29 protein-coding genes and 1 tRNA gene are annotated in these 26039 nt (G+C 44.1%); 16 read left to right on the plus strand and 14 right to left on the minus strand.

The genetic code is table 11. The features are described from left to right. Positions 1–37: 37 nt before the first annotated feature. From lpxB to Q7U10_01975, 5 genes are read left to right on the plus strand one after another with little or no spacing between them, the layout of a single operon-like run. Positions 38–1168: a lipid-A-disaccharide synthase gene (lpxB, locus tag Q7U10_01955; GenBank protein MDO8281384.1), complete on the plus strand. Its 1131-nt coding sequence runs from the start codon at positions 38–40 to the stop codon at positions 1166–1168. Next, positions 1144–2868, plus strand: coding sequence for an ABC transporter transmembrane domain-containing protein (locus Q7U10_01960; GenBank protein ID MDO8281385.1), 1725 nt, complete (start codon positions 1144–1146; stop codon positions 2866–2868). The genes lpxB and Q7U10_01960 overlap by 25 nt, the downstream gene beginning before the upstream one ends. Then, entirely contained in the window at positions 2852–4099 is a 1248-nt protein-coding gene (locus Q7U10_01965) for a 3-deoxy-D-manno-octulosonic acid transferase (protein MDO8281386.1), read from the plus strand. The genes Q7U10_01960 and Q7U10_01965 overlap by 17 nt, the downstream gene beginning before the upstream one ends. Next, positions 4086–5120 carry a tetraacyldisaccharide 4'-kinase gene (gene lpxK, locus Q7U10_01970; protein MDO8281387.1) on the plus strand — a complete coding sequence of 345 codons (1035 nt, stop codon included), beginning with the start codon at positions 4086–4088 and terminating at the stop codon, positions 5118–5120. The genes Q7U10_01965 and lpxK overlap by 14 nt, the downstream gene beginning before the upstream one ends. Positions 5121–5125: 5 nt before the next feature. Further along, positions 5126–5524: a secondary thiamine-phosphate synthase enzyme YjbQ gene (locus Q7U10_01975; GenBank protein ID MDO8281388.1), complete on the plus strand. Its 399-nt coding sequence runs from the start codon at positions 5126–5128 to the stop codon at positions 5522–5524. Here the strand turns inward: Q7U10_01975 and Q7U10_01980 are convergent. Beyond that, positions 5516–6811, minus strand: coding sequence for a diguanylate cyclase (locus tag Q7U10_01980; GenBank protein ID MDO8281389.1), 1296 nt, complete (start codon positions 6809–6811; stop codon positions 5516–5518). The genes Q7U10_01975 and Q7U10_01980 overlap by 9 nt on opposite strands. Before the next feature lie 109 nt (positions 6812–6920). On the opposite strand from Q7U10_01980, the gene Q7U10_01985 reads away from it, so the two are divergent. Beyond that, positions 6921–7085, plus strand: coding sequence for a hypothetical protein (locus Q7U10_01985; protein ID MDO8281390.1), 165 nt, complete (start codon positions 6921–6923; stop codon positions 7083–7085). 8 nt (positions 7086–7093) lie between these two features. Here Q7U10_01985 and scpB read toward each other — a convergent pair whose 3' ends face one another. Further along, complete coding sequence (scpB, locus tag Q7U10_01990) at positions 7094–7792, minus strand: SMC-Scp complex subunit ScpB (protein ID MDO8281391.1); 699 nt, start codon at positions 7790–7792, stop codon at positions 7094–7096. Positions 7793–7799: 7 nt separating this feature from the next. Continuing rightward, positions 7800–8516: a zinc dependent phospholipase C family protein gene (locus Q7U10_01995; GenBank protein MDO8281392.1), complete on the minus strand. Its 717-nt coding sequence runs from the start codon at positions 8514–8516 to the stop codon at positions 7800–7802. A 323-nt stretch (positions 8517–8839) separates the two neighbouring features. Here Q7U10_01995 and Q7U10_02000 point away from each other — a divergent pair, with 323 nt between their 5' ends. Genes Q7U10_02000 through mscL form a run of 3 tightly spaced genes read left to right on the plus strand, consistent with a single transcriptional unit; the run spans position 8840 to position 10043 of the window. Further along, the gene (locus Q7U10_02000; GenBank protein MDO8281393.1) at positions 8840–9139 is read left to right on the plus strand and encodes an isoamylase early set domain-containing protein; all 300 of its coding nucleotides are present in this window, start codon (positions 8840–8842) and stop codon (positions 9137–9139) included. 12 nt (positions 9140–9151) lie between these two features. Then, on the plus strand, positions 9152–9631 hold the full coding sequence (locus Q7U10_02005; protein ID MDO8281394.1) for a YhcH/YjgK/YiaL family protein: 480 nt from the start codon (positions 9152–9154) through the stop codon (positions 9629–9631). Then, positions 9615–10043, plus strand: coding sequence for a large-conductance mechanosensitive channel protein MscL (gene mscL, locus Q7U10_02010; GenBank protein MDO8281395.1), 429 nt, complete (start codon positions 9615–9617; stop codon positions 10041–10043). The genes Q7U10_02005 and mscL overlap by 17 nt, the downstream gene beginning before the upstream one ends. Positions 10044–10153: 110 nt before the next feature. On the opposite strand, the gene Q7U10_02015 is transcribed toward mscL, so the two are convergent. The 9 genes from Q7U10_02015 to Q7U10_02055 all read right to left on the minus strand — a co-directional run bounded on the left by Q7U10_02015 (position 10154) and on the right by Q7U10_02055 (position 19560). Next, positions 10154–11845: an ammonia-forming cytochrome c nitrite reductase subunit c552 gene (locus Q7U10_02015; GenBank protein MDO8281396.1), complete on the minus strand. Its 1692-nt coding sequence runs from the start codon at positions 11843–11845 to the stop codon at positions 10154–10156. A gap of 345 nt (positions 11846–12190) precedes the next feature. Then, positions 12191–12871 (minus strand): response regulator transcription factor, encoded by a 681-nt coding sequence (locus Q7U10_02020; protein ID MDO8281397.1) that lies wholly within the window; start codon positions 12869–12871, stop codon positions 12191–12193. After that, a complete protein-coding gene (locus tag Q7U10_02025; protein ID MDO8281398.1) occupies positions 12871–14523 on the minus strand; it encodes a DUF3365 domain-containing protein in 1653 nt (550 codons plus the stop codon). The genes Q7U10_02020 and Q7U10_02025 overlap by 1 nt, the downstream gene beginning before the upstream one ends. Before the next feature lie 71 nt (positions 14524–14594). Next, positions 14595–15152 carry an aminoacyl-tRNA hydrolase gene (pth, locus tag Q7U10_02030; GenBank protein MDO8281399.1) on the minus strand — a complete coding sequence of 186 codons (558 nt, stop codon included), beginning with the start codon at positions 15150–15152 and terminating at the stop codon, positions 14595–14597. Positions 15153–15160: 8 nt separating this feature from the next. Continuing rightward, entirely contained in the window at positions 15161–15829 is a 669-nt protein-coding gene (locus Q7U10_02035; protein ID MDO8281400.1) for a 50S ribosomal protein L25, read from the minus strand. A 62-nt stretch (positions 15830–15891) separates the two neighbouring features. Then, positions 15892–16833 carry a ribose-phosphate pyrophosphokinase gene (locus tag Q7U10_02040; GenBank protein MDO8281401.1) on the minus strand — a complete coding sequence of 314 codons (942 nt, stop codon included), beginning with the start codon at positions 16831–16833 and terminating at the stop codon, positions 15892–15894. Between the two features lie 90 nt (positions 16834–16923). After that, positions 16924–16999: transfer RNA gene (locus Q7U10_02045), tRNA-Gln, on the minus strand. Positions 17000–17048: 49 nt separating this feature from the next. After that, the gene (gene ispE / locus Q7U10_02050; protein MDO8281402.1) at positions 17049–17966 is read right to left on the minus strand and encodes a 4-(cytidine 5'-diphospho)-2-C-methyl-D-erythritol kinase; all 918 of its coding nucleotides are present in this window, start codon (positions 17964–17966) and stop codon (positions 17049–17051) included. Continuing rightward, a complete protein-coding gene (locus tag Q7U10_02055; protein MDO8281403.1) occupies positions 17935–19560 on the minus strand; it encodes a tetratricopeptide repeat protein in 1626 nt (541 codons plus the stop codon). Before Q7U10_02055 ends, ispE begins: the two co-directional genes overlap by 32 nt. Before the next feature lie 130 nt (positions 19561–19690). Between Q7U10_02055 and rfaE1 the strand changes: the two genes are divergently transcribed. From rfaE1 to recO, 4 genes are read left to right on the plus strand one after another with little or no spacing between them, the layout of a single operon-like run. Further along, positions 19691–20662 carry a D-glycero-beta-D-manno-heptose-7-phosphate kinase gene (gene rfaE1, locus Q7U10_02060; GenBank protein MDO8281404.1) on the plus strand — a complete coding sequence of 324 codons (972 nt, stop codon included), beginning with the start codon at positions 19691–19693 and terminating at the stop codon, positions 20660–20662. Continuing rightward, positions 20659–21852: a pyridoxal phosphate-dependent aminotransferase gene (locus Q7U10_02065; GenBank protein ID MDO8281405.1), complete on the plus strand. Its 1194-nt coding sequence runs from the start codon at positions 20659–20661 to the stop codon at positions 21850–21852. Before rfaE1 ends, Q7U10_02065 begins: the two co-directional genes overlap by 4 nt. A gap of 28 nt (positions 21853–21880) precedes the next feature. Next, a complete protein-coding gene (locus tag Q7U10_02070; GenBank protein ID MDO8281406.1) occupies positions 21881–22351 on the plus strand; it encodes a bifunctional nuclease family protein in 471 nt (156 codons plus the stop codon). A gap of 42 nt (positions 22352–22393) precedes the next feature. Continuing rightward, positions 22394–23134, plus strand: coding sequence for a DNA repair protein RecO (recO, locus tag Q7U10_02075; protein ID MDO8281407.1), 741 nt, complete (start codon positions 22394–22396; stop codon positions 23132–23134). Positions 23135–23146: 12 nt separating this feature from the next. Here the strand turns inward: recO and Q7U10_02080 are convergent, their stop codons facing one another. Beyond that, complete coding sequence (locus Q7U10_02080) at positions 23147–23503, minus strand: rhodanese-like domain-containing protein (GenBank protein ID MDO8281408.1); 357 nt, start codon at positions 23501–23503, stop codon at positions 23147–23149. Between the two features lie 135 nt (positions 23504–23638). Here Q7U10_02080 and Q7U10_02085 point away from each other — a divergent pair, with 135 nt between their 5' ends. Genes Q7U10_02085 through Q7U10_02095 form a run of 3 tightly spaced genes read left to right on the plus strand, consistent with a single transcriptional unit; the run spans position 23639 to position 25037 of the window. Continuing rightward, entirely contained in the window at positions 23639–24058 is a 420-nt protein-coding gene (locus tag Q7U10_02085; GenBank protein ID MDO8281409.1) for a DUF3842 family protein, read from the plus strand. Then, on the plus strand, positions 24051–24236 hold the full coding sequence (locus Q7U10_02090; protein MDO8281410.1) for a CooT family nickel-binding protein: 186 nt from the start codon (positions 24051–24053) through the stop codon (positions 24234–24236). The genes Q7U10_02085 and Q7U10_02090 overlap by 8 nt, the downstream gene beginning before the upstream one ends. Positions 24237–24251: 15 nt before the next feature. Beyond that, on the plus strand, positions 24252–25037 hold the full coding sequence (locus tag Q7U10_02095; protein ID MDO8281411.1) for a biotin/lipoate A/B protein ligase family protein: 786 nt from the start codon (positions 24252–24254) through the stop codon (positions 25035–25037). Between the two features lie 18 nt (positions 25038–25055). Here Q7U10_02095 and Q7U10_02100 read toward each other — a convergent pair whose 3' ends face one another. After that, positions 25056–25976: a hypothetical protein gene (locus tag Q7U10_02100; protein ID MDO8281412.1), complete on the minus strand. Its 921-nt coding sequence runs from the start codon at positions 25974–25976 to the stop codon at positions 25056–25058. Positions 25977–26039: the final 63 nt, after the last annotated feature.

Raw genomic sequence — 26039 nt, forward strand, 5'->3', positions numbered from 1 at the left:
CCATTGATTAAACCTCGAAAGAATGATATTTTACTTGATGTCAAAAAAAATCATGATCAGCGCAGGTGAGGCGTCAGGTGAACTCTACGGCGCGCTTCTGAGCAGAGAGGTGAAGGCAAGATGGCCTGAAGCTGAGATATTCGGTATCGGCGGCGCAAAAATGGAAGGTGAGGGAGTGAAGCTTATCGCAAAGATCACAAACGTGATAGGCTTCTCAGAAGCTGTCAAACATCTTGGAAAGATAAGAAAGATATTCAAACAGGCAAAGGATGCGCTGACTGACAGAAAGCCTGATATCCTGGTGCTTATAGATTATCCTGATTTCAACCTGGCACTGGCAAAGAAGGCAAAGTCAGCAGGCATACCTGTGCTTTATTATGTCAGCCCTCAGGTCTGGGCATGGCGCGCGGGACGGGTCAAAAAAATAGCCTCACTTGCAGACAAGATAGCTGTGCTCTTCCCTTTTGAGGTTGACCACTATAAGGGTTCAGGCCTCCCCTGCGAATTTGTAGGGCATCCCATCTCAGAGACAATTAATATAAAAGGGACAGATGAAGAAATAAAGAGCTCCCTTGGGCTCAATCCTTACAAACCGGTTATCACGCTCCTGCCCGGGAGCAGGCCTGATGAGATCAACAGGCACATGCCGGTAATAAATGAAGTCGCTGAAATGCTGCACAATGAACTTCCGGACTTCCAGATAATCATCCCTTTGGCAGCGGGGTCAGAATTGCCGGAAAGCGTAAAAGGTTATATCACAGTCCTTAGAAACCAAACCAGGGAAGCTGTCGCCTGCTCAGATGTCTCACTTGTAGCTTCAGGGACCGCGACCCTTGAGACAGCCCTTCTTGGAACACCCATGGTTGTATTCTATATAGTATCGCCTCTGACATACATCCTTGCAAAACTGCTTGTTAAGGTCAAGTACGCATCACTCGTCAACATACTTTCCGGAAAAGAAGTGGTCAGAGAGATGATCCAGAAAGATGCTACCCCTGACAATATATTCAGAGAGATAAAGAGGATCATTGAAGATAAGCCGTATAAAGATGAAATAATTTCTAATTTAAAAAAGGTCAGGGATGTCATGACAGGTAAAAAACCCTCAAGCAGGGTGGCTGCCATGGCAGGTGAGATAGCTGGATGGAAGAGTACAAGCGCGTATTAAAATATCTAAAGCCTTACTGGTGGATAATACTTGTTGCCACGGTATTCAGCTTATGCGTATCCGGCATTACCGGGGCTATGGCGTGGTACATAAAACCTCTGGTAGACGGTATCAAAACTGATAAAAACGTTCTCAAGATATATCCTTTTCTATACATATTCTTCATCTTCAGTAAGGGGGTCTTCTCTTTTGCCCACTCATTGCTTATGCGGATCGTAGGGATAAAGATTGTAAGAGACGTAAGGGTAGAGCTCTTTAACAAACTGATCCAGCTTCCAATGAGCTTCTTCGTGAAAAAACCTTCCGGCGAGCTTATCTCAAGGGTGATCAATGACTCCGGTGCCCTCGAAGGAGTTCTGGGCTACTCTATAAAGGACATAGTCGTTGAAGGCGTCACATTCATCTTTCTGATGGTTATCGCTTTGGTAAGGCGGTGGGACCTGACATTAATGGCGCTTATCGTTCTGCCCTTTTCATTCTACATCATTGATAAATTCGGCAAGAAGATGAAGAAGATATCCCATAAGATACAGGAAGAGATATCAGAACTTCTCACCAGGCTGACCGAAAGTATAACCGGCATTAAAATGATAAAAGCGTTCATGAGAGAGAAGTTCCATGAAGACAAATTTAATGACGCAAACAGCGGTTACTACAGAATATCGATCAAAGCCGCCCGAACTACGGAATATTCCAAGCTCCTGCATGAGATAATAATGGGTATCGGCCTGACCGGAATAATGTTCTACGGCTTCTACCTCGTATACTACGAAAAAATGACGTTCGGTGATTTTTTCTCTGTATTTACTGCAATAGGCCTGATGATGACACCGATCAAGAGGATCGGCGCAGCAAATAATAATCTCCAGAGCGCGCGCGCGGCTGCCGAAAGAATATTCTATATGCTTGACCAGGCGCCTGAAAAAGACGGGACTATCAACATCCCTGCGATAAAGAACGACCTCGTATTTCATAACGTGAGCTTTGTATATCCAGGGACAAAAAAGAAGGTGCTTTCCGGTATCGACTTCCATGTTAAGAAAGGTGAGCTCATAGCGATAGTAGGCAAAAGCGGCGCCGGCAAGACCACGCTCGCAGATATGCTTCCGAGGTTCTACAGGCCTACAGAAGGAAGTATAACCATTGACGGCGTAGATATTAATGATGCCACTTTCAGGTCTCTCCGGGAAAATATCGCCATAGTCAGCCAGGATATAATCCTCTTTAATGAGACGCTGAAAGATAACATAAAGATGGGCAAGCTTGATGCTTCAGATGAAGAAGTCGTAGAAGCGGCAAAGGCTGCCTATGCGCATGATTTCATAATGGATATGCCTGAAGGCTATGATACCGTCATAGGTGAAAGGGGGGTCAGGCTCTCAGGAGGGCAGAAACAGAGGATATCGATAGCAAGGGCATTGCTGAAGAACCCTCCTATACTTGTGCTTGATGAGGCTACATCTTCCCTTGACACAACATCTGAAATGATCGTGCAGAAGGCGCTTGATAATCTTATGACTAACAGGACGACCTTTGTCATCGCGCACAGGCTCTCGACAGTAAGAAAGGCTGACAGGATAATTGTGATCGACCAGGCAAAGATAGCTGAATCAGGAACACATGAAGAACTGCTTGAGAAAGGCGGCATGTATAAATCCCTATATCAGTCGCAATTTGAAAAAGATGCTTCTGCTCTATAACATTCTATCCTCTGTTATTCTTTTTTTTTACCTCCCGCTTCTTTTATTGAAAAAAGGCCCTGAGGATAAAAGTGCCTTCATACGCGAACGGCTCGGCATATCAAACTATGCTCACACCGATATATGGGTTCATGCCGTATCCGTGGGCGAAACTATCGCATGCATGCCTTTTTTGAAGAAATTAAAAAAAGATTTTCCCGGCAGAAAAATAACCTTCTCAACCACCACATACACCGGGCAGAAGATAGCCAAAGAGAAGTTCCCCGAGGCTGACAGGATAATGTATATACCCTGGGATTCCGGCCTCTGTATCAGCAGGGCGATAGGATCCATAAGGCCGAAGCTCTTCATAACGATAGAGACAGAGATATGGCCTCTGATGATTAGCAGGCTGAAGAGGTCAGGCACTAAAATAATACTCCTGAACGGCCGTATCTCTCCCCGCTCCTTTAATGGCTATAAGCGTGCATCCTTCTTCATGAAGAAGGTACTGTCTGACATGGATCATCTCCTGATGCAAAGCAAAGGCGATGCTGAACGTATACTGTCTATAGGCGCTGATCCCGGAAAGGCCGGTGTCATGGGCAACTTCAAGTTCGATCTTCATTTTGGCGACATAACAGCCGCAGGATGGATCAATGATATCAACGGCCGTATCTTTCTTGCCGGAAGCACGCACAAGGGAGAGGATGAGATCATACTTGATGCCTTTATCACACTTCTTGATGCCTTCCCTGATCTTAAGCTCGTGATCGCGCCGAGACATCCCGAACGGTTTAATGATGTTGAAGCCCTTATTAATGCGCGCGGCCTCAGCTATATAAAGCGTTCGGACATCAACTCTTCAAGCCATACCAAATTATTTTCCGTGATACTATTAGATACGGTCGGCGAACTGCCCATAGCATTTTCAAGATCAGCAGTAACATTCATAGGCGGAAGCCTGCTGCCTTATGGCGGCCATAATATACTGGAGCCGGCATACTGGAGCAACCCCATCATCTTCGGCCCTCATATGGAGAATTTCCCGTTTCACAGGGATTTTTTGGATTCTTCAGCAGCTATCCTCGTAATGAATTCATCGGATATAGTAAAGAATGTGACAGAGCTTCTTAACAATCCTGACATAGCTGCTGCAATGGGAAGCAGAGCCAAAGCTATCGTGGATGAAAATACCGGAGCAGTTGAGAAGGCTATCGAACTTGTAAGGAGATACCTTGGGGCCGCTTAGCGCAATATACAGGGTAATCCTATCCGGCAGAAGTTTCTATTACACTCATATACACAAGCCCGGCAGGCTTCCGTCCAAAGTAATAAGTATCGGCAACATCACCCTCGGCGGAACCGGAAAGACTCCTGCGGTGATAGCTGTAGCCGAACACGCAAAAGCGCTCGGCCTTAGCCCTTGCATCCTCACACGGGGATATAAAGGGAAAGTAAAAGGGCCGTGCTTTGTGAGCAAACGCAACCGTATCCTGCTTAATGCAGAGGAAGCCGGCGATGAAGCCTTTCTCATGGCAGAAAAGTTAAGCGGCATTCCGGTGGTCATAGGTAAAGACAGATACCTTGCCGGAAGATTCGCGTTGAATAAACACAATAATAAGAGGGAAGAAGCAGAATGCTGCAACCTCTTCATCCTTGACGACGGCTTTCAGCATATCGCGCTTCACAGAGATGTTGATGTGCTTCTCATAGACGCGACAAACCCTTTCAGTAACGAGAGGCTCTTCCCAGAGGGAAGATTGAGAGAACCGCTTAAGGCTATCAGCAGGGCTCACATTATAGTGCTCACAAAATCGGACACAGCTGAAAAAGCATCTATAGATTACGCAATGAGAATTATCAAAAGACACAATCCAAACGCTCTTATCTATACCGCAAGCCACAAACCAACATCCCTTGTTAACATTTCAGGCGATGCAGAGGACATTGAGACTCTCCAAAATAAAAAGGTTTATGTATTCACCGGCATAGCCAATCCCTCATATTTCAAATCTATTCTTACATCAAAAGGCGCCACGGTAGCCCGGTTCAAAAAGTTCAGAGACCACCACAAATACAGCCAGCGCGAGATAGATAAGATAATAAGAAGCGCCGACGGGATGGAGATAATCACTACCGAGAAGGACCTAGTCAAATTAAAGGGCATGAAGAACACCGAAGACATCCGCGCATTAAAGATCGAGTTTTTAATAGATGAAGAGTTTTATACAAAGCTGTTTGAGAAAGTTCAGGCTTCCGAAAATAAATAAAAGTCATGCTAAAAACCATCAACATAAACACAACTTCAAGATGCGAGTTTATTGACATCACTGAGAAAGTAAAAGATGCCCTATCTGAGTCAGGGATAAAGAGCGGCGTATGTTATGTCTATGTCCCGCACACAACTGCGGGAGTTATGATAAATGAGGGCGCTGACCCTTCGGTGCAGAGAGATATTGAGAAGACATTTTCAAGACTGATCCCTCATCAGGGCGACTACAGGCATGATGAAGGCAACTCCGACGCCCATATCAAATCAGTAATCACAGGCGCGTCTCAATCCGTGATCATTGATAATGGCAAGCTTGTTTTGGGCACATGGCAGTCTATCTTCTTCTGCGAGTTTGACGGGCCGAGAAATAGAAAGGTGCTGGTAAAGACAACTTCAGGATGACACTTTACTGTCTGTAACAATATAGGCTTCAACCCTGTTCTTTCCATTCTTTTTTGCAAGATACATCGCTGTGTCAGCAAACTTTACTATATCTTCATCATCATCTAAATCTTTAAGCTGGCCGGAAGTTAAGCTGGTCACGCCAAGGCTTATGGTAACCTTAATCTCCTTTTCGCTGCCGACATCTATTCTCAGGTCCTCTATCGCTTTTCTCATCCTCTCTGCAAATATTCGAATACCTTCAGGATCAAGTTCAGGAGACAGGATTACTATCTCTTCTCCGCCGTAACGCGCCAATATATCTACCTCACGGCAATTATTCCTTATCGTCTCTGCAACTTCTTTGAGTACAATATCACCGGCATAGTGCCCGAAATTGTCATTAATACTCTTGAATTCGTCTATGTCTATCATGATACATCCGAGCGGCCGTTTAAACCTTACAGCCCTCCTTATCTCATCCCCCAGATGCTGAAACAGATATCTCCTGTTATAGAGCCTGGTCAATTCGTCGGTAATTGCCATCTCCCTTATTTTGCTTTGAGCAAGACTGTTCTTCTTCATAAGCTCATAGACAAGAAACCGGATGATGCCGAGAAGAATGGCGGATATGAGAAGGCCGAGCGCAATGATAATGTAGTTGTTATATCTGAGCATCTTCTCGGTGTCATCTATATTATAGAGGACGCTGATGCCGCCCCTAACATCGCCGAATTTATAGCCCTGGTCAGAATGGCACTCAAGGCAGCTCTCCTCAACATAGAGCGGCGCCATGTACCTGTAATAGTGTTTACCGTCAATAACTTCCTTTTTGTATACCTCATCCAGTCCATTAGAAAATAGCGTTAACGCCTCCTTCTCAAACTCATTAGGTTTATTCTCCGGGTTCAGAGGGATCAGGCTTGTTATATGGAAGGTAGCCATCCCGTATTTGGCGGATATTTCTGATATCTCTCTCGTCATGAGAGCAGGATTTTTTTTGGTGAAGACCTTTCCGTCAGTAGTCGTTATATCAGGGTTCTGAAGATAAGGGTTTGACATAACACCCTCTTTCTTCTCAACATAGACTCCGCCGTAACCGGCGTTCCACCTTCTTGTAAGAAGGATATTGTTAAAAGTGGTTCTCGAGCTCGCCTTGAGTTCCTCATCAATAAGTTCATTGTTCCTTATATAAAGCCCGGTGAAGATGCCGGATATTATCAGGATAATTACAATGGTTATATTTATCAGGAATACCCTGTAAGCCTTATCTGAAAATGATTTTTTATCCTTATTATTTTCTTCCATTATTTATATTTTACAAGCTTTTATTTTATTTAACATAGTGATCGGATATTATCTTCCATATAACAGGCAAAATCTTTATAATAGAACAATCAGACTTCAGGAGGATCAATTGAGCAATAAAGTGGATATATGCGCTGTATGCGCATGGAGGGCGGACTGCAATAAAAAGTTTTCCATCAGCGGGAAAGATTTCAGGTGTGCTGATTTCAGCAGGGATATATCTATAAAGGAAGCCCCGTCTGAAGATCAGGAAAACGATTCAGATTCAAAATAAGCAACAGCCTATTCAAAAGATTCAGATGGTTCGGATTCGGCCTGCGCCTCTACAGTTACCTTTTCACCTTCATCATCTGAAGCAACTGGCATAGATTCTGACTCATCAGCCTCAATGCCTTCCTCGCTTTCGTGTGAAAAACCTGAACCTTCATCCGGGTCTTCGTGGAAAGGCAGCATCAATCCCTCTGTATCCTCAAAATCCTTGAGCATAGGAAGTTCAGACAGATCCTTAAGACCGAAATACTGGAGGAACTCTTTGGTGGTAGCATACATGAGGGGCCTGCCAGGCACCTCTTTTCTGCCGAGTATCTTGACAAGCCTCCTCTCAAGAAGGGTCTTTATCACACCATCGGAATTCACTCCTCTGACAGCCTCTATCTCAGACTTTATGATGGGTTGCTTATATGCGATTATGGAAAGCGTTTCCAGCGACTGCTGCGAGAGTTTTGTCGGTATGGCAGTGGCGATAAGTTTTTTGACCCAGGGAGCTGAAGCAGGATTCGTCACCATCTGGACGCCTTCAGCCACCTCAACAATAAGGAGGCCGGAGTTTCTTAAAGAATATTCACTGATAAGCTCTCTGACAACCCCTTCAATCTCTTCTTTGTTTATATCAAGAATCTTTTTGAGGGTTTCAATCGTAAGGGGCTCACCTGCTATAAACAGAAGCGACTCAAGAACCGATTTAATCTCTTTATCATCCATAAGCTGACTAAGATGCCCTTTTCAGATGCCTTCCGAGCGGATGATCTTTAAGGACATGCGAATCCTCGCCATTGGTTAACACCTCAAATATATTATTAAGCGAGTCCTCTTTGAATTTATAGATGTCAGCAACGGGTATCTCATTAGGGAAACGATTGTTAATAAACTTTGACACATGTTTGCAATTTGGGAATCTCGAAATAAAAAGAAAACCCTTGAATATCTTTTTGTTGGTCTTGAATGAGAACAATACCCTTTCAAGCATCTCCTCGAGAACAGGGTCATGCATCTTCTGAATGCCCTCATCAAGGTGCTTTAATTTTCTCCTGTACTTCTTATCTACCAGGCTCTCCGCCTTTATTTCAATTATTGAGTGGCTGAATGGGATCCTGGACCTTTCCAAATTGTGAACAAAGGTGTCTGCAGAAAGATGTGAGAGATAGCCGTAAGCAAAGGCCTTCTGCCTGTCTGTTTCTGACTCCTCAAGCAGCCTCCACCCTATATCCCAGCTGTGTGTGTTCTTGTCCTCTTCCTGATATTTCCTGCCGACAATGACATCAGCACTCAGGTTTCCATATAGAAAATCCTTTGCGTATCTTTTTATGATGGAATAGACCCCGGCAGGTATAATGGCAGCACCAGCGTCAAGAACCTGATGCCCCAGATACAGGTGCGTAAGCGGCCCCCATGCGTGTGCGAATGAAGGGACAAGAATTATGGACAAAAATAGAATTAAGATAACCATATATCTATAGTTTAAGTCATATTCTTATAAAAAAGCTATAGGGATACAAGCTGCAACTATGATAAATAAGCTCTGCAATATTGACAGAGAACGGTTTTTGATATACATTGTTATATAATCTTTGCTCAACTACTTAATTAGCCTGTTTTTTTATATAAATTAGGCGGTTCAGATATAATTTTATTATAAACAATAGGAGACACTTCAAAATGAAAGCAAAAAACAAAGACAATTCAGCTGTTAAATTGATCATAAAGAAGAAGAAACAGGTTAAGCCTTTGAAAGAACCCTCAACCGGCGGCATTAAAAAACAGTATCTGAAGTCCAAGTCAGAATGCAGGGTTACATTCAGGCTGCCGAAAGATGCGGCGCAGGAAGCCCAAACAGCCTCAATCGTCGGAGATTTCAATAACTGGGATAAACATATATCACCCATGAAACAACTAAAGAACGGGGATTTTACAATAACTCTCTCATTGGCATGTAATAAAGAATACAGATTCAGGTATTTGATCAACAATAGCCGATGGGAGAATGACTGGAATGCGGACAAATATATACCAAATCCCCATGGCTGTGATGATTCAGTAGTTGTAGTTTAGAAACGCTGAATTATGATATACGACAATATACATAATTTTAATAAATACCAGTGTGTTCACAACCATTTCATCGATATAATAAAATTCCTGGATGCTGAACCGATTTCGGATCGTCCTGATGGAAGATATGAAATTAATCATCAGGGATCTTATGTAACAATTGAATCCTACCAAACAAAAGATGCCCCAGATTGCTTTATTGAATGCCATAGGAAATACATAGATGTCCAGATTATGATTGATGGTGTTGAAGGCATGGGCGTCTGCCGCAAGTCTGAATGTGATGAGTCATCACCATATGACGAAGAGAAAGATCTGCAGAAATTAAATGGAGAAGCAGATATGCTTACTTTCAGAGCGGGAAGTTTCATGGTGTTTTATCCAGACGACGCGCATATGCCCAAGGTTAAATATGGAGAGTTATTAGGGATGGTGAAGAAGGCTGTCTTTAAAGTTCCATTAAAGGAGGCAACACATGATCAAGGAATTTAAGGAATTTGCAATGAGGGGCAATGTGGTGGATATGGCTGTCGGTATAATCATAGGAGGGGCGTTCGGCACAATCGTCAAGTCTCTTGTTTCAGATGTCATTATGCCGCCAATCGGACTTCTGCTCGGCGGGGTTGATTTTTCAAACCTCTTTTTAGTTTTAAAGCCGGGAACAATGCCAGGGCCCTTTGCTTCTATCACCGATGCCCAGGCAGCAGGAGCAGTAACGCTTAACTATGGGGTATTCATAAACTCCATAATCAGCTTTCTTATCGTAGCATTTGCCGTATTCCTTCTGATCAAGAGTTTAAATAACCTGAAAAAAGAAGAAGCTGCCGCTCCTGCATCTCCTCCGCCTCCGTCAAATGAGGAAATCCTTCTCTCTGAGATAAGAGATATACTCAAGCAGAAATAGATTGTTACAGCAATACGTTAAATAAAAAGATGGCGGGGCAATCGCCCCGCCATCTTCTGCTAATCCAGCAAATTACACTCTCACAACTTTTCGATTTTATTGCAGCAACCTTATTTTGCCGGTGGTGCCATTGCTGCAATAGCATCGTTAATTATCTTGATGCCTTTCTGTGATTCATCAACAGATTTTGTCAGTGCTTCTCTTGCCATTTCAGGATTATGGAAACCGTCGGAATTCTCAGCCGTCCAATATTCCCAGAGTATATGTGCCCTCAGATGCTGATCCTGTGCCTGTTTGATAATTTCAGCATCAAGCCCGGCCTTCTTTCCTTCAACGATCTTGTCAATCAGGTTGGATAACCAGAACTCCGCCTTTCTCATCTTTCCTCTAATATGAGCCTTAATAGAGTCAATGGTGTATTTCGCCTGCTCTTCAGTCCATTTCGGGTGGCACTTGAGGCATGCCTCCTTAATCTGAATACTCGGCGTCACCGCAAAATGTGACGTATATTCCTTGCCTGTCTTCTTGTCCTTCATCTTCGGCATATGGCAGCTGTCGCAGCCCGCGCCGGCCTTAGCATGTTTTGAATTGTAGTACGACTCTGCCTCAGGATGCTGCGCCTTCCAGAGCAGTCCTCCTGTCAGGGCATGTTTAAAATCGAGGAAACTTACTTTGTTCACGTAATGATCATAGAGGCCAAATACATCCTTGTACGGGAAGTGGTTTGTCCTCCTGTCAGCCATTGTAACGGAAGGTTTTGATATATCGGAATTCTTTGGATCATATCCCGGATTGCAGTTATACTCAACATGGCACTGCCCGCACTGCAGCCTTGTGTCATATTTATCAAGCATGGCGATCTTTCTTGTGAAACCCCTGAGTCCCATGTCAATGACCTTTATCCCTGTCCTGTTGGGATCCTTGTGCCAGAGCGTATCTCCGTCCGGCTTGGTCAGGGCATCGATCAGGCCGTCTCTGACGATCCTCGGTTTTGCCGCATGAGGGTCATGGCAGTAGAAACAGTTAAGCCCGTGCTGCAGGTCTTTTGCAACCTCAATGACCTTGGAAGTCCTTGACCATTCCGCGCCGTCAACAGGGTCTCCCATATACGCCCATTTGAGTATCTGATCCTGCGATTTGCACTGCAGGCACACGGAATTTGCCGCCGGTGCGCTTTGAGGAATAAAGGCTTTGTGATCGGCGACATCGGGATATTTGTCTTCCAGAACATCCCATACCCTGCCGCTTTCAAGAATATACTCCCATCCGTTCTTCCCCTGGAACCTTCCTCCATAAGACCTGTCAACAACGAGATGGTCGATGAGCATCTTGTTGTGGCTCCTTGTGAGATTATGCTCCTTTGTAAAGCCGTGCCCCATCATGAGCTTGTCCCAAAACGGATTCGGCGACCTGTTCGTAAGCTGTGATTTCTCGTCACGAGCAGGCCTGTGGTACGCTGTCTTCATGAAAGAGTCATATTGTTCTTTATGGCACTGTCCGCATGCTTCCCACGATGTGTCTGTGACCGGCCTTGTGTCAGGCGTCTGAACCTCAGCCTTCAGATGTTTCTCAAGCCCCTTGTGACAGTTTGCGCAATTCACCTTCGCATGCATGCCCATTGTGTGAAGTTCCTTGATCTGGTCATGGCATTCATAGCATGTCTCGACTTTTACATTCTTTTCTTTTTGCGCTGTCTTTCCGGCAGGCGTTTCATATTGGGCGTCAACGTTTGCATAATAGATGCCGATCGTCATGACAAGCACTAAAACTGCTGTAAGCATTAAATATATCTTTTTACTCATACCTCGTTCCTCCTTTCTTTTAAATGAAAAGTTCTTCTTGAAATATATGTACATTTCTTTCACATAACTTAACCTCCTCTATCCCATTCTTCTGAATCATTTCTCTTGATCTCATTTTAATATGATTATCTGTAAATATGATGTTAATCCATGTAAAGAAATTGTTAATTTTTTTTACAACTGATTGGCCTATAGAAACATCATCTCATACATTTTCTTAATGTCAAGACTCATTTGGCCCTTTATGAAACAGTACTGGTTTGATTAGTTTTCTCACTGCTGAAAGTAACAGATGGGCTGAGAACTGCAGAGGCAACGCATTGAAAAATATAAATTTAGGAAGGATTAATCCATGAACCTGTAACCTGCTCCGAGGACTGTGATGATAAATTCGGGATTTGACAGGTCTTTCTCTATCTTCTGCCTTAAGTGCTGGATATGAACGTCTATCACCCTGCTCCATGAGTATATCTGCGTATCTTTCCAGACGCTTTTTCTCAATGTCTCACGGCTCAGCACCTCGCCGCGATGGTTTATGAAAAAACAGAGCAGCTTGTATTCCTTTGGTGTAAGTTCGATCTTTTCGCCTGCAATAGTAACGATCTGCTTTCTGAAGTCAACCTTAAGTCCACCTATGACAACCTGCTCTTCTGAAGGGGGCGCAGCCCTTCTCAGGCAGGCCTTGATCCTTGCCAGAAGTTCAAGCGTCTCAAACGGCTTGACCATATAATCATCCGCGCCGCTTTCAAGTCCCATGACCTTATCAGAGACCTTGTCTCTCGCCGTAAGCATAATTATGGGGATCTTCGGCGATTCCTTTCTCAACTGACGGCATATCTCAACCCCGTCACCGTCAGGAAGCATGACATCAAGTATCATGAGGTCAGGCTGAACCGCTGATAATATATCACGCGCCTTTGCCCACGTATCAGCGGTATCAACTTCATAACCATGAAGCTGAAGGTTAGCTTTAAGCACCTTCAGTATATCCGCGTCATCATCAACCGCAAGTATCCTGTCAGCCATCAATCACGCTCCCTTCTGTGCGGGATACTGAAATAAAATGTACTCCCTGCGGTATCTTCATTATTGAACACGCCTATCTTCCCTTTATGAGCTTCTATTATACCCTTACATATGGCAAGGCCAAGCCCTGTCCCGCCTTTTCCTCTCTTAGTATAATATTTATCAAATATCCTCTCTTTTTCATCTTCAGCTATTCCTCTCCCGTTATCCTTTATATAAATAGTAACCGGCTCATCAGTCCCGGAAACAGTGATCTCAATCCCGGAGTTTTCAGGGCTTACACTTAAGGCATTTGAGATAAGGTTGATAAAGACCTGTCTTATCATGTCCTCATCAGCAGTGATCACAACATCCGGTGGCGCGGCCACTTTAAAGGCAACCCCTTTCTTGCCGGCTATCGCATGGAAACCTGTAATGACATCCTTTATAAGTAACCCTAAACTGACATCACTGAAATGCATCTCAATAACCCCTGATTCAATACGCTCAAGGTCAAGGGTGTCATTTACCATCCTTATGAGCCTATCCGCATTATTTCTTATTACATCAAAGAAATCCGTTATGTCGTCAAGATCAGCATCCGGCATTGAACTCATAGACAGTTTTGATGACAGATAATCCATAGCACCTTTTATAGACGTTAAGGGCGTTCTCAGTTCATGCGACACCTCTGCTATAAAGTCGGATTTCTTTTTGTTCAGCTCCGTCAGCCTGGCGTTTGCCTGCTCAAGGCTTTTTGTGGCTACCCTTACCTTCTCCTCAAGGCCTGAATGATATTCAGATAGCGACCGGGACATCTCAACAAAAGACCTGCTCAGCACCTCCAGCTCGTCCCCTGTCCTGATAACAGATGTTTCCGGGCTTCTTCCGCTTGAGAACTCCCTCATGGATCTGTTCAGTTCATTCACAGGCCTCAGCACCAGTTCCTTCATCATTATGTAGAGCACCAGCATTAATATCCCGATAGTCGCGATACTGGATGCTATCATACCTCTCCTCTCCAGGGTGATCATGGATATAGCATGATCCATAGGCAAGGCTATGCTTATAGCACCTCTCACATCCCCGGCCTTGTAACCCTGATGGCTGTGGCATTTCAGGCACTCCTCACTAATATAAAGCGGTGCGATATATCTGTAAAAATATGACGGGCCTATCTTTTCCACTTTGAAAGCTTCCTTATAACCGCGCTCTTCAAAATCCTGAAGCGCCGCCTTCTCGAAATCATCTGGGGCATTCTCAGGGTTTATGAGTTTCAGGCTGGTTATATTGAACCAGTAAGTGCCTTCTTCCTTGGCGTATTCTGATAGTTCTTTGGTGACCATCGCAGGACTCTTCTTGACATATTTTCTGCCCTTGATATCTGTTATCTCAGGTTCTGAAAGAAAAGGGCTGAGGCCTTTAGACGGTGCCGCTACAAAAACACCACCGTGGCTGGCGATCCATTTTCTTGTTATAACGATCTGGGTGAATAACACTTTTGCCTGCACATCAAGCTGTTTATACACAAGCGCTTCATGCTCTTTGGATATTAAATACAGGGATACGCCCATGGCCATGACCAAAGCCGCCGCTGTGGCGATGATAAATTTCAGGCTGAGGCTGATCCTTAACGCCCTGAACTCTTTAAGAAGGTAATTAAGTTTTTGCATTGTATTATGAAATAGTATGACGCCTGTTCTCAGTAGTCAATTATAAGAGGAGGTATCAATTAAAGAAAGTATTAATCTTTGTGGAATTCGTTCTGCGCGGAAGATACGCCGTTAAGAAGCACCGACTTAACAGCGCTTACAGCTTTATCAATGGTCTCAGTCAGCATCTTTACTTCGCTTTTGGGGAACGGCCTGAGGACATACTCTTCTGTCGGAACCCTGGCCGGGCGTCCTATTCCTATCCTTAACCTGAGGAAATCTTTTGAACCCAATGAATCAATTATAGACCCGATACCTTTGTGCCCGCCTGAAGATCCGTCCTGCTTTATCCTGACAATACCTTTCTCAAGGTCAAGGTCATCATGCACAACAATTACATTATCTATCTCTTCAAACCTGGCAAGAGCGCCCATTACAGCCCTGCCGCTTCTGTTCATAAAAGTAAGAGGCTTTATCAGGAGCGTCTCCTTCCCCTCGATAAAGCCTCTTCCATAAAGATAAGCCTCTGTCTTGTATTTTAATTTTATAGATGACCCGGCCGCCAAGGCATCTACAACCATAAAGCCTATGTTGTGCCTTGTCTCCTCATACTCCTGTCCCGGGTTCCCCAGGCCGACAACCAGCCACATAATAATTATTACTTTTTAGTTTCCTTTGATTCTCCCTCTGCTGCCTTGCCTTTGGCTTTCAGCACTTCAGGCTCTTTAACCTCTCCTTCAGCAGGTGCGGCTGCAGCCTCCATCTTTGGCGAGCTGACAACAAGGATAACTTGTCCAGGGTCAGAAATTATCTTTATCCCTTCCATAGGGATCAAATCGCTTACATGGAGAGAATGCCCTATTTCTATAAACTCCGCGTCAACCTCAATACCATGCGGTATATTGGTAGGAAGACACTCGATCTCAACCTCTCTCATCTGCAGTTCAAGAATACCTCCCTCTTTAATACCCTTGGGTTCCCTGGTAATAATGATAGCAACAGATAGCTTGAGCTTATCCTTGAGCGATATCTCAATAAAGTCAACATGCAGCAGGATGCTGTCTATCGGGTCAACCTGGTACTCCTTTATGAGCACGGGATGCTCTGTGGACTTCGCCTTATCCCTGTTAAGCTCAAGAGTTATAAGAGCGTGTTCGGCAATCCCTGCTTTTAAAAGACTGACCATCTCTTTTCTATTCAGCTTTATCGGGATCGACTTGCCGGCACCATATACAACCGCCGGCAGCTGTCCTGCCCTGCGCAGACTCCTGGCAGCGCCCTTGCCCTTCTCTGTTCTTTCATCTGCCTTTAATAAAATCTTCTCCATTTTTTTGAACCTCCGTTAAACGATGAGCAGCTTAATATGCTGATCGCTCATTAATATATTTTTTATTGAAACAGTGAACTGACCGACGATTCCTCGTGTATCCTCTTTATCGCTTCTCCAAGCAAAGGCGCAACAGAAAGAACGGTCAGTTTACTGCATTTCTCAACTTTACACTCCATAGGTATTGTATTGGTAACAACGACCTCCTCAAGGACCGAATCATTAATCCTGTCCAGGGCGGGGCCGGATAATACCGCATGCGCGCAAGCCGCAATAACACATTTAGCGCCGTTTGCCTTTATCGCTAATGCCGCCTGTGTGATAGTTCCGGCTGTGTCTATCATATCATCAAAAAGAATTGCATTCATTCCTGCCACATCACCTATGACATTCATAACTTCAGAAACATTTGCCTTTTCACGCCGCTTATCAATGATAGCCAGTGAGGCGTTAAGCCTTTTGGCAAATGACCTTGCGCGTTCAACACCGCCAGCATCAGGAGAAACAACAACCGTATTGCTGGAGTATTTCTCAATCAGGTATTTGGAAAGAACAGGTGAAGCATAGAGATGGTCAACCGGGATACTGAAGAAACCCTGTATCTGCCCCGCGTGCAGGTCTATCGTAAGCACCCTGTCCACACCTATCGATGTCAGCAGGTCAGCTACCACCCTTGCTGAGATAGGCACCCTCGGCTGGGCCTTTCTGTCCTGTCTCGCGTAGCCGTAATAAGGGATGACAGCGGTTATCTTCTTTGCCGAAGCCCTCTTCAGCGCGTCGATCATCAGAAGCAGCTCCATAATATTATGATTGACAGGCATACATGTAGGCTGGACGACAAAAACGTCAAAGCCTCTAACATTCTCATTGATCTGAACCGTTATCTCTCCGTCACTGAATGTGGTGACAGCCGCCTCGCCTAACGAAATCCCAAGAACATCAGCTATCTCCTGAGCAAGAGGCCTGTTGGCATTGCCGGAAAACAATTTAATTCTATCAGGCATCATATCTCCATATAAAAAGTAAAAGTTTAATCACTTGTTGACTCTTAACTAAAACCCTTCAACTTCTGCTGTTGCAAAGCAATAGAAGGTTGGCTGGGGCGGGAGGATTCGAACCCCCGAATGCAGGAATCAAAATCCTGTGTCTTACCAACTTGACGACGCCCCAAAAAAAAATAAACCCATTTACCTTGAGCTTTGCATTTTGAATTATAATTTTAGTCTGTTATTGTTTTAACAGCCGCTGTCCAAAACCCGGTAAAGGATCTAGAAACATCCTCAGCCTTTGCCAGAGAGTCAAAGACCCCGAAGACAGCAGACCCGCTTCCGCTCATAAGAGCCGCAGCTGCGCCATGTGCCAGCAACCTATCCTTTATCTCTGCTATCAAAGGATATTGTTTGGAAGTTACGGTCTCAAGGTCATTAAAAAGATAATCTGCAATATCAGATACTTCAGCCTTGCTGATTTTACTGATAAAATGCCTGATATTATCGTCTTTATCTGCTTTTTTTGTCAACCCGGAATCCCGGCAGGAATTGACCCTGATAGGCCTTGAAGGCTCAAAATTATTATAAGCCCATGCTGTTGAAACATTAAAATCCGGCTTTACGATCAAAAGATAAACCGAAGCAATCGCCTTGTAAGAAACGACCTTCTCTCCCCTGCCCTCAAGATAGGAGATCGAATCATGCAAAAATAACGGTACATCCGAACCAAGATCCTGAGCTGATGCGGATAGTTCACTTAATGACAGATTAAGGGACCATAGCTTGTTTAACCCGACCAGAGCTGCTGCTGCGTCACTGCTGCCCCCGCCTAATCCGGCGCCGACAGGGATCTTTTTCTCCAGGCTGATAAGCGCTCCTGCGTCAACATTATATCTTTGTTTAAGAAGAAGAGCGGCCTTATAAACAAGATTATCTTCAGTGGGGATGTCAGAATCAGTCGCAACGGCCAGTTCACTTGAAGATGAAAAAGTCAGTTTATCATACAACGCGATCTTCTGAACCACGCTCCGTATCTCATGAAAACCATCATCACGGCAGCAAATGACATTCAGAAACCAATTTATCTTTGCAGGGGCATAAATGGTGAACATCGAACTACTGAATGCCTGAAGATCCGGCGCCTTCAAGCCCTTTGATCTTCTTTTCTATCCTCTCTTTGAGGCCTTCTTCCTTATCTTGAAACTCAAGCGCCCTTTGCCATGCCTTAAGTGAGGAGGCCTTATCGTTCAGTTTCAAATAAACATCCCCCAGATGTTCCAGCACAACAGGGTCGTCTTTCATAGTTTCAGCAGCCGCCTTTATCTCTATGAGAGCTTGTTCATGCATACCTTTCTTGTAATATACCCATCCAAGACTGTCTCTTATGTAAGCGCTGTCAGGCTCAAGCGCTACCGCTCTCTTGATCAGTACTTCTGCTTCATCAAGGTTTATCCCTTTGTCCGCATAAGTATAGCCCAGATAATTCAGCGCATCGGCATGATTGGGATTAATCTCTATCGTCTTTTTAAGCTGCCCGATCATTTCATCAAAACGTCCCGTCTTTTCATATACAATGGCAAGATAAAAAATCAGCTGATCATTTCCGGCCACTACAGACAGGCCTCTCTTAAATATCTCTTCAGCGCTTTTATAATCCTTGTTTTTAATATATAGATTACCCAGATGCATATAAGGCTCAGGATCCTCAGGGGCAAGTTCTATCAGTTTCTTGTACTGTTCAGCAGCTTCATCATCCTTGCCCATTAAAATGAGTATATTGGCAAGAGAATATATTGTCTTTTCATCATCAGGCTGAATCGAATTGATTATTGTAATCTCTTCCGCAGCCCTCTTGTAATCCCTGGAATTAATAAATATACTTGCCAGGATCATATGGATCTCAACAGTATCAGGATTTGACACAACAGCTCCTTCCAACAAAGATATCGCCTTATCAGACATCTCCTGTTTCAGATATAACATAGTGAGCTTCTTGATCAACTCCATGCTGTAAGGATCCATTTTCATGGCATCCTCATATGTCTCCATAGCCTTATCGATCATCCCGGATAATTCATAGAGGCTGCCCAACAGCATATATGCGCTCTCAAAAGACGGGCTTATCTCTATCGCCTTTTCGAGTATGTCAATTGCTCCATTATAATCCTTCATATCTGCACGGGCGCTCCCAAGCCAGAACATAGCCGTAGCATTGCCGGGCTCGATAGATATAACCTCTTCGAGTATTTTGGCGCCTTCCTGATAGTTTTTGTTATTTAAATATATGTATGCAAGGTGAAGGTAAGGGGCTGTCTTTCCAGGATTCAGCTTTATAATCCTCCTGTAGACCCCGGCAGCAGACTCAAGATCATTCCTGCTTGAATAAAGGCTGCCAAGCAGCAAAAGCGCAGGTTCATAATCGGGATTTTTTTTAAGCGCCTCTTCAGATATCTTTATTGCATCCTCAATCCTCTTAAGGCTGAAGTAGAGACTCCCTGCCTCAGTCATCAGATATTCCGAATCAGTGTCTTCTTTTAATGCCTGCTCCATAAACTTTAAAGCCTCTTCATAGTTATGCGACAGCTTTGCATCTTCAGCAAGCATATAGTAGAAGTAGGCTTCCTTGGAGAATACAGGAGCCGCTTCAGGCTGCACAATAGTCACAGGCTTTTGAGAAAAAGCGCATGATGATGCAAAAAGAAGAATAAATAAGAAAATGGAATATTTTCTAAAGAAATTCATGGATTTTATTATGGCATAAAAAAATTATGATTGACAATTTGCCCATATATTATAAATACTCAAACTTATGCTATAACGGCTCCAAAAGTTGATAAATAGAGAGCCAACATGCTAAATTTTACATACTGCAATGAAAAGTTTATTCAAGAAATTTAAGGATACCGGCATACTTATCATCGGCGACCTGATGGTAGACCAATACATTTGGGGTACTGTCAAGAGGATATCCCCTGAGGCTCCTGTACCTGTTGTAGAGGTATCCAATGAAAACCTCACTCTGGGCGGGGCTGCAAATGTTGCCCGCAATATCACCTCTCTTGGAGGCAAGGTATTTATCGCAGGCGTTATAGGCGATGATGACACCGGAAAGATACTGACACGCGAGTTAAATAAGAACGGGATAAACACTGACGGCATACTCATTGATAAGGACAGGCCGACAACTGTAAAGACGAGGATCATCGCCCACAACCAACAGGTAGTGCGTTTTGACAGAGAGTCCAAGTCCGGCATCAGCAGTTCATTGACATCATCCATACTTGAATATGTAAAAGAATGCCTGCCTCATATTAAGGGCATTATCATCTCTGATTATTGCAAGGGAGTGATAACAAAACATCTTATCCAGGAAATTATCTCGATCACAAGATCAAAGGTCTTCATATCGGCAGATCCAAAGGTAGGCCACTTTAATTATTACAAGGGAGTAAGCATCATCACGCCGAACCTCAATGAAGCATCATTCGGATCAGGTGTCGATATAAAAGACGAAGAGACGCTGCTCGAAGCAGGCAATGTCCTTATGAAAAAACTACAGAGCGATGCGGTGCTTATCACAAAGGGAGATCAAGGGATGACGCTCTTTGAAAAGAACGGCAATGTTACGCATATCCCGACCTTTGCCCAAGAGGTCTTTGATGTAACAGGAGCAGGAGACACGGTTATAGCTACACTGACCCTCTGCCGCGCAGCAGGGTTAAAGCTGAAAGAATCAGCTATATATGCCAATCATGCCGCAGGCGCCGTAGTCGGCGAGGTGGGAACAACTGTTGCGACACCGGAAGATATAATTAAAAGCATGAAAACAGGAGATAAACGATGAAGCCCTCAAACAGAGCACAATTGATCAAGCCCTCTCCCACACTTGCCGTAGACGCCAAGGCAAAGGCGCTCAAGGCATCCGGTGTTGATATCGTCGGATTCGGCGCAGGGGAGCCGGACTTTGATACGCCTCAAAACATAAAAGATGCCGCCATCAAGGCCATCAATGACGGCTTTACAAAATACACTCCGGTCGGCGGCATTGATGAGCTTAAGGAAGCGATAATTGAAAAGTTCAGCAGAGACAATGGGCTAAGCTACAAGAAGGAAGAGATAATAGTTTCATGCGGAGCCAAGCACAGCCTCTACAATATTGCTGAAGCATTATTCAATCCCGGCGATGAGATAATTATTCCAGCGCCTTACTGGGTCTCATATCCTGACCAGGCGATACTGAATGATGCCGTTCCTGTACACGTGATGACAGATGAGAAAGACTCCTTCATCGTAACCCCGGAAATGCTTGGAGCAAAACTTACCAAAAAGACAAAGGCGCTTATACTCAACAGTCCTTCAAACCCTACCGGCCTGGCTTATGACAAAAAGAGCCTTGAAGCTATCGCTGAGATGGCAATTAAACACGACTTTTATATCATATCCGACGAGATCTATGAAAAGCTTACCTACGACGGGTTTAAGCATATAAGCATCGCGTCGCTTGGGGATGATATAAAGAAGAGGACCATTGTTGTGAACGGCCTGTCAAAGTCACACTCCATGACAGGATGGCGCATAGGCTTTGCCGCCGGAGATAAAGATGTCATCAAAGCGATGACAAATATACAGAGCCAGTCCACATCAAACCCCACCTCGATCGCGCAGAAGGCGGCTGTTGAAGCACTTAACGGCCCTCAGGACTTTCTGCCGACGATGCTCGCAGAATTTGACAGGAGAAGAAAGTATATGATCGGGCGTTTTGAAAATATGAAAGGCGTGACATGCGCAAGGCCTCTCGGCGCGTTTTACGCATTCCCTAACGTGTCATCTTATTATGGAAAGAAATTCAACGGCAATGCCATAAACTCTTCACTTGAACTCTCTGATTATCTTCTTGAAAAGTTCAATGTCGCTGTGGTGCCGGGTGTTGCCTTTGGCGATGACAGGTATATCAGGCTCTCATATGCCACATCAATGGCAAATATCGAAAAAGGGCTTGACAGGATAGAGAGCGCACTCAAGCAGCTTGAATAAGTGATGAATCAGAAATGTCAGAAGTTATATGCGGGAAACTAAAGTGACCAAGCAGATGAAGATAGAGGGCCTGCTATTTGATCCCAGGAGCAATATGTATATATTGATCCTCAAGGAGATAGACGGCCATGACACGCTTCCGATATGGATAGGCAAGTCCGAAGCTGATGCCATCGCCCTTTCCCTTGGAAATATCGCTACCCCCAGGCCTCTTACACATGACCTCATAAAGAACGTCATCTCCGGCCTTCAGATGAAGATCACAAAAGTGGTTATCTCCGATATAGTTGACAATACCTATTACGCAGGGATATACATAGACAAAGGCGGAGGCAATGAGATACGGATAGACTCAAGGCCGAGTGACGCGATTGCCGTAGCCACAAGAACAAACACACCAATATTCGTTGATGAAAGCGTTATCGAATTCAAGAGCAGCGACGAACTTGAAGACTGGCTGAAGAACCTGAAGCCTGAAGACTTCGGGAATATCATGTGACCAAACCGGTTAAAAAAAGAGCTCTCAGACTAACTAAATAATGTGCTGACAAAAACCGAAGGAATAGTTCTTAAGACACATAAATACGGCGAAGCCGACCTAATCGTAACCTTTCTCACCCCTTCCAAAGGCATCATAAGCACATTTGCAAAAAGTCCAAGAAAGACCAAAAGCAGGTTCGGGAGCAGCCTTGAGCCGCTGACTTATTCCAGGATATCCCTCTGGGGCAAGGAGCAGTCCATGCTCAAGGTCACACAATCTGATATCATCGACTCATTCCACAGCCTCAGGGAAAACTATCAGGACTTTATAAACATCTCTAAACTGGCTGAGATACTTATCTCGCTTACACCGTCTGATATCCCAAGCAGAAAGGCATTCCCTTTCTTTCTTGACGCTCTGAAGTTTTTGAAATCTCCGAGTGAAAAACCTAAAGATATGCTGCATCTTATCATTCAGATACGGCTGCTTGTTATGGCAGGCTATGCTCCAAAGCTCAATAACTGCGGAAGATGCGGAGATAAAGGGCAGGTATTCTTCCCGCACGCAGGCTCTGTCCTATGTAATAAATGCGCGCCGAATCTGACAAAAGAGCCTCCGATCAGGATAAGCGGCAAGACCTCTATATTCTACACTCACTGTATCGAGTGGCCGGTGAATACGCTCGGCAGGCTGAAACCGCAGCAGGAAATTCTTTCAGAGCTTTCAGAACTTATTGACAGGCATATCACATATCTTTTGAGCAAGAGGCTCATGACTTCGAAGTTTCTTGAAAGTGCTTAAGTAAAAGAGTTCTCAGCTTATCATCCTCTTTGCCCTTTTGAATGAACCGAGGTTGAAAACATTTTCGTAACCCATGCTTTTTAAAATCCTCTTACCTGCAAACGAACGGCTGCCGCTGCGGCAGTGAAGCAATACAACCTTCCCCTTATCAGCCACCGTCTTGCCAATCTTATCCTTAAGCTCCGGTAAAGGGATATTTACCGTACTATCAAGATGCGATGTCTGATATTCATTCTCACTCCTCACATCAATAATAACAGCGCCCTCATCAATCATCTTCCGCGCCTTTTCCACGTTCAGGTCGTTGATGATAAGCGGTTTTATTACAAAGTATGCGATGAGTATAATTAGCAGGATTGTAATTTCCATTAGCTCTCTTTAATCTCCTTTATCATTTTTAGGATAATCTAAAATCTTTCGTATCATTATATCAGGTAAATAATCCCTTGACGATAGTTAACGCATAAATTGACTGGCTCACTATATTTCACTTATACTTTTTACATGTTAAAGATCGCTGTTATAGACGGACAGGGCGGGGGGATAGGAAGCCTTATCGTAAAGAGGCTGAGGGCTGAGTTTAAAGACTCGATAGAGATAACCGCTCTCGGCACGAACTCTGCCGCAACGGCCGGCATGATGAAGGCAGGCGCTGACAAGGGCGCAAGCGGTGAGAATGCTATCCTGTGGAACGCAGGTAGAGTGGATGTGATCACAGGCCCGATTAGCATCATGCTCCCTAACGCCATGCTCGGAGAGCTTACCCCTTTAATGGCCGAGGCGCTTTCATCAAGCGAAGCAAAGAAGATATTGATCCCGTTAAACCAGGAGCAGGTAGATATAGTAGGCTTTGTAAAAGAGCCCCTGCCCCACCTTGTTGATAAATTAATGGAAAAGATAAAGGAGATAGTTAACCATGTGTGAAGCCAACGCTTATATCGATCAGGACGGCAAGGAAGAACTCTATCTTGAGAATGTGGACATCATCAGGCTCGAAGACGGCAGGGTCTACATGAAGAACCTTTTTGGAGAACAGAAGTTCTTCGAGGGAAAGATAGAAGAGATCTCCTTGATAAAGCACAAGATAATACTTAAGAAATAGCCCTCAGAATTTACAATGAACTTCACCCGAATAATTATCCAGGAGGAGAATAACGCCTTTTATAACATGGCGCTTGATGAGGCTATATGCGAGGCTGTGAGAAATGATCTCTCCCCCCCTACCCTGCGTATCTATAAATGGGAAAGGCCGACGCTGAGCCTGGGTTACTTCCAGAAGATTTCTGATATCGACATGGACTACTGCAGAAGCAATAATTATCCTGTCGTAAGAAGGCTCACAGGAGGCAGGGCGATCCTGCATGAATCTGAACTTACCTACAGCTTCTCAGCCAAGAAAGGCTCTCTCCTGTTTAATGGTGAATTGCATAATGACTACACAGTTATCAGCAATGCGCTGGTTGAAGGATTGAAACTCTGCGGTGTTGATGCAGAGATATCCTTCACAAGAAAGAGAGCCACTGACCAGAAGAGCCCTGCGTGCTTCAAGGTGGTCTCTTATGGTGAAGTGACCGTAGACAATAAAAAGGTCATCGGCAGCGCGCAGAAACGTTACAAGGACGGATTCCTTCAGCACGGCTCTCTGCTTCTTGATTTTAATGAAGCAGAACTTCAAAATGTGCTCAAGTGCAGCAGCAAGGACGACTTCAGTGGTATCGGCTCAATAAATGGATATGCAGATAAGACATCTTATATAGAACTTGTCAGAGGAATGAAAAAGGCATTTGCAAAAGTCCTTGATACAAAGATGATAACAGACGAACCTACAGGCTATGAGCTAAAAGCCGGAAAGGAGCTTGAGTCAAAGAAATATTCAAGCGATGAATGGAATGCAATGCGATAAACTGCAATGGCCGGTCTATCAAATTTCATAATTAATCTCTGAAACCCCATGTTTTGCCGCCTTAATGTAAAAAGCTGTCAAAGCACTCCACATAACCAGCATCATATAGCTCTGAAGAATTGAATTTAATACTGCTGCTGCAATACTTATTTTAATGCCGGATAACATGCTCAGCGGGGCTGAAAATAATAATAAGATCACATTTGCCCCGATGAACCCTGCAATAAGAACAATTAAAAAAATGAATGCCGATGGCTTGTCCATCAAAAATGCAAAGGTCTTTTTGGCCGCGCTGATCACCCCTCCTGTCTCAACCACTGCAACAACCATAGAGTAAACCGTAAATATCAGGGAAGCGACGGAGGCAATCAAACCAAAAACAATAACGAAAAGAACTGAAAAGGATATCATGAAGTCTTTAATGAATAACCCTCTGCCCGATATGGACTCTTTTATATCCATGCCTATAATACTCAAGATGAAAAAGATGACTGAGATAATGAAAAATACTGTCGTGGTAAGACATATCATCCACATCAGGGGAAAGATATGATCTCCTGCCTCTTTGAAGAAGGATGAAAAGCTGAACCTGTAACCCTTAACAATGGCCGATTTTTTAAGCACTCCGAGTGTGCCGCTCAGCACATAGATATGCAGCAATGAAATAAAGGTCAGGCAGATGATAAAAGAGATAAATATAATTAATAAAAATCCGAGATATCTTGAGAATATCTCAACAGGGTCTTTTAGAAAAGTATAAAAGAGGTCGCCCGCATGAGCCATATCCATGCCGATACGTGACGCTGCGGTAAAAACAGGTGCCCCAACCATAATAAGAAAAATAGCGATGTTAATGAAAACAAGGGCTATCCTGATATATATGAGCTGAGGATTCCTGTGTGTAAGCCTGAAGCCTTCGTTAATTGATTCAGTGAACATATTAAATAATTATACAGTAGTGGTATAATTTTAACTGTCAGTTTTAGTTAAAATTAATGATCT

It is taken from the genome of Thermodesulfovibrionia bacterium (genome assembly GCA_030646035.1).
In the GTDB taxonomy this organism is placed as follows: Bacteria; Nitrospirota; Thermodesulfovibrionia; order UBA6902; family UBA6902; genus JACQZG01.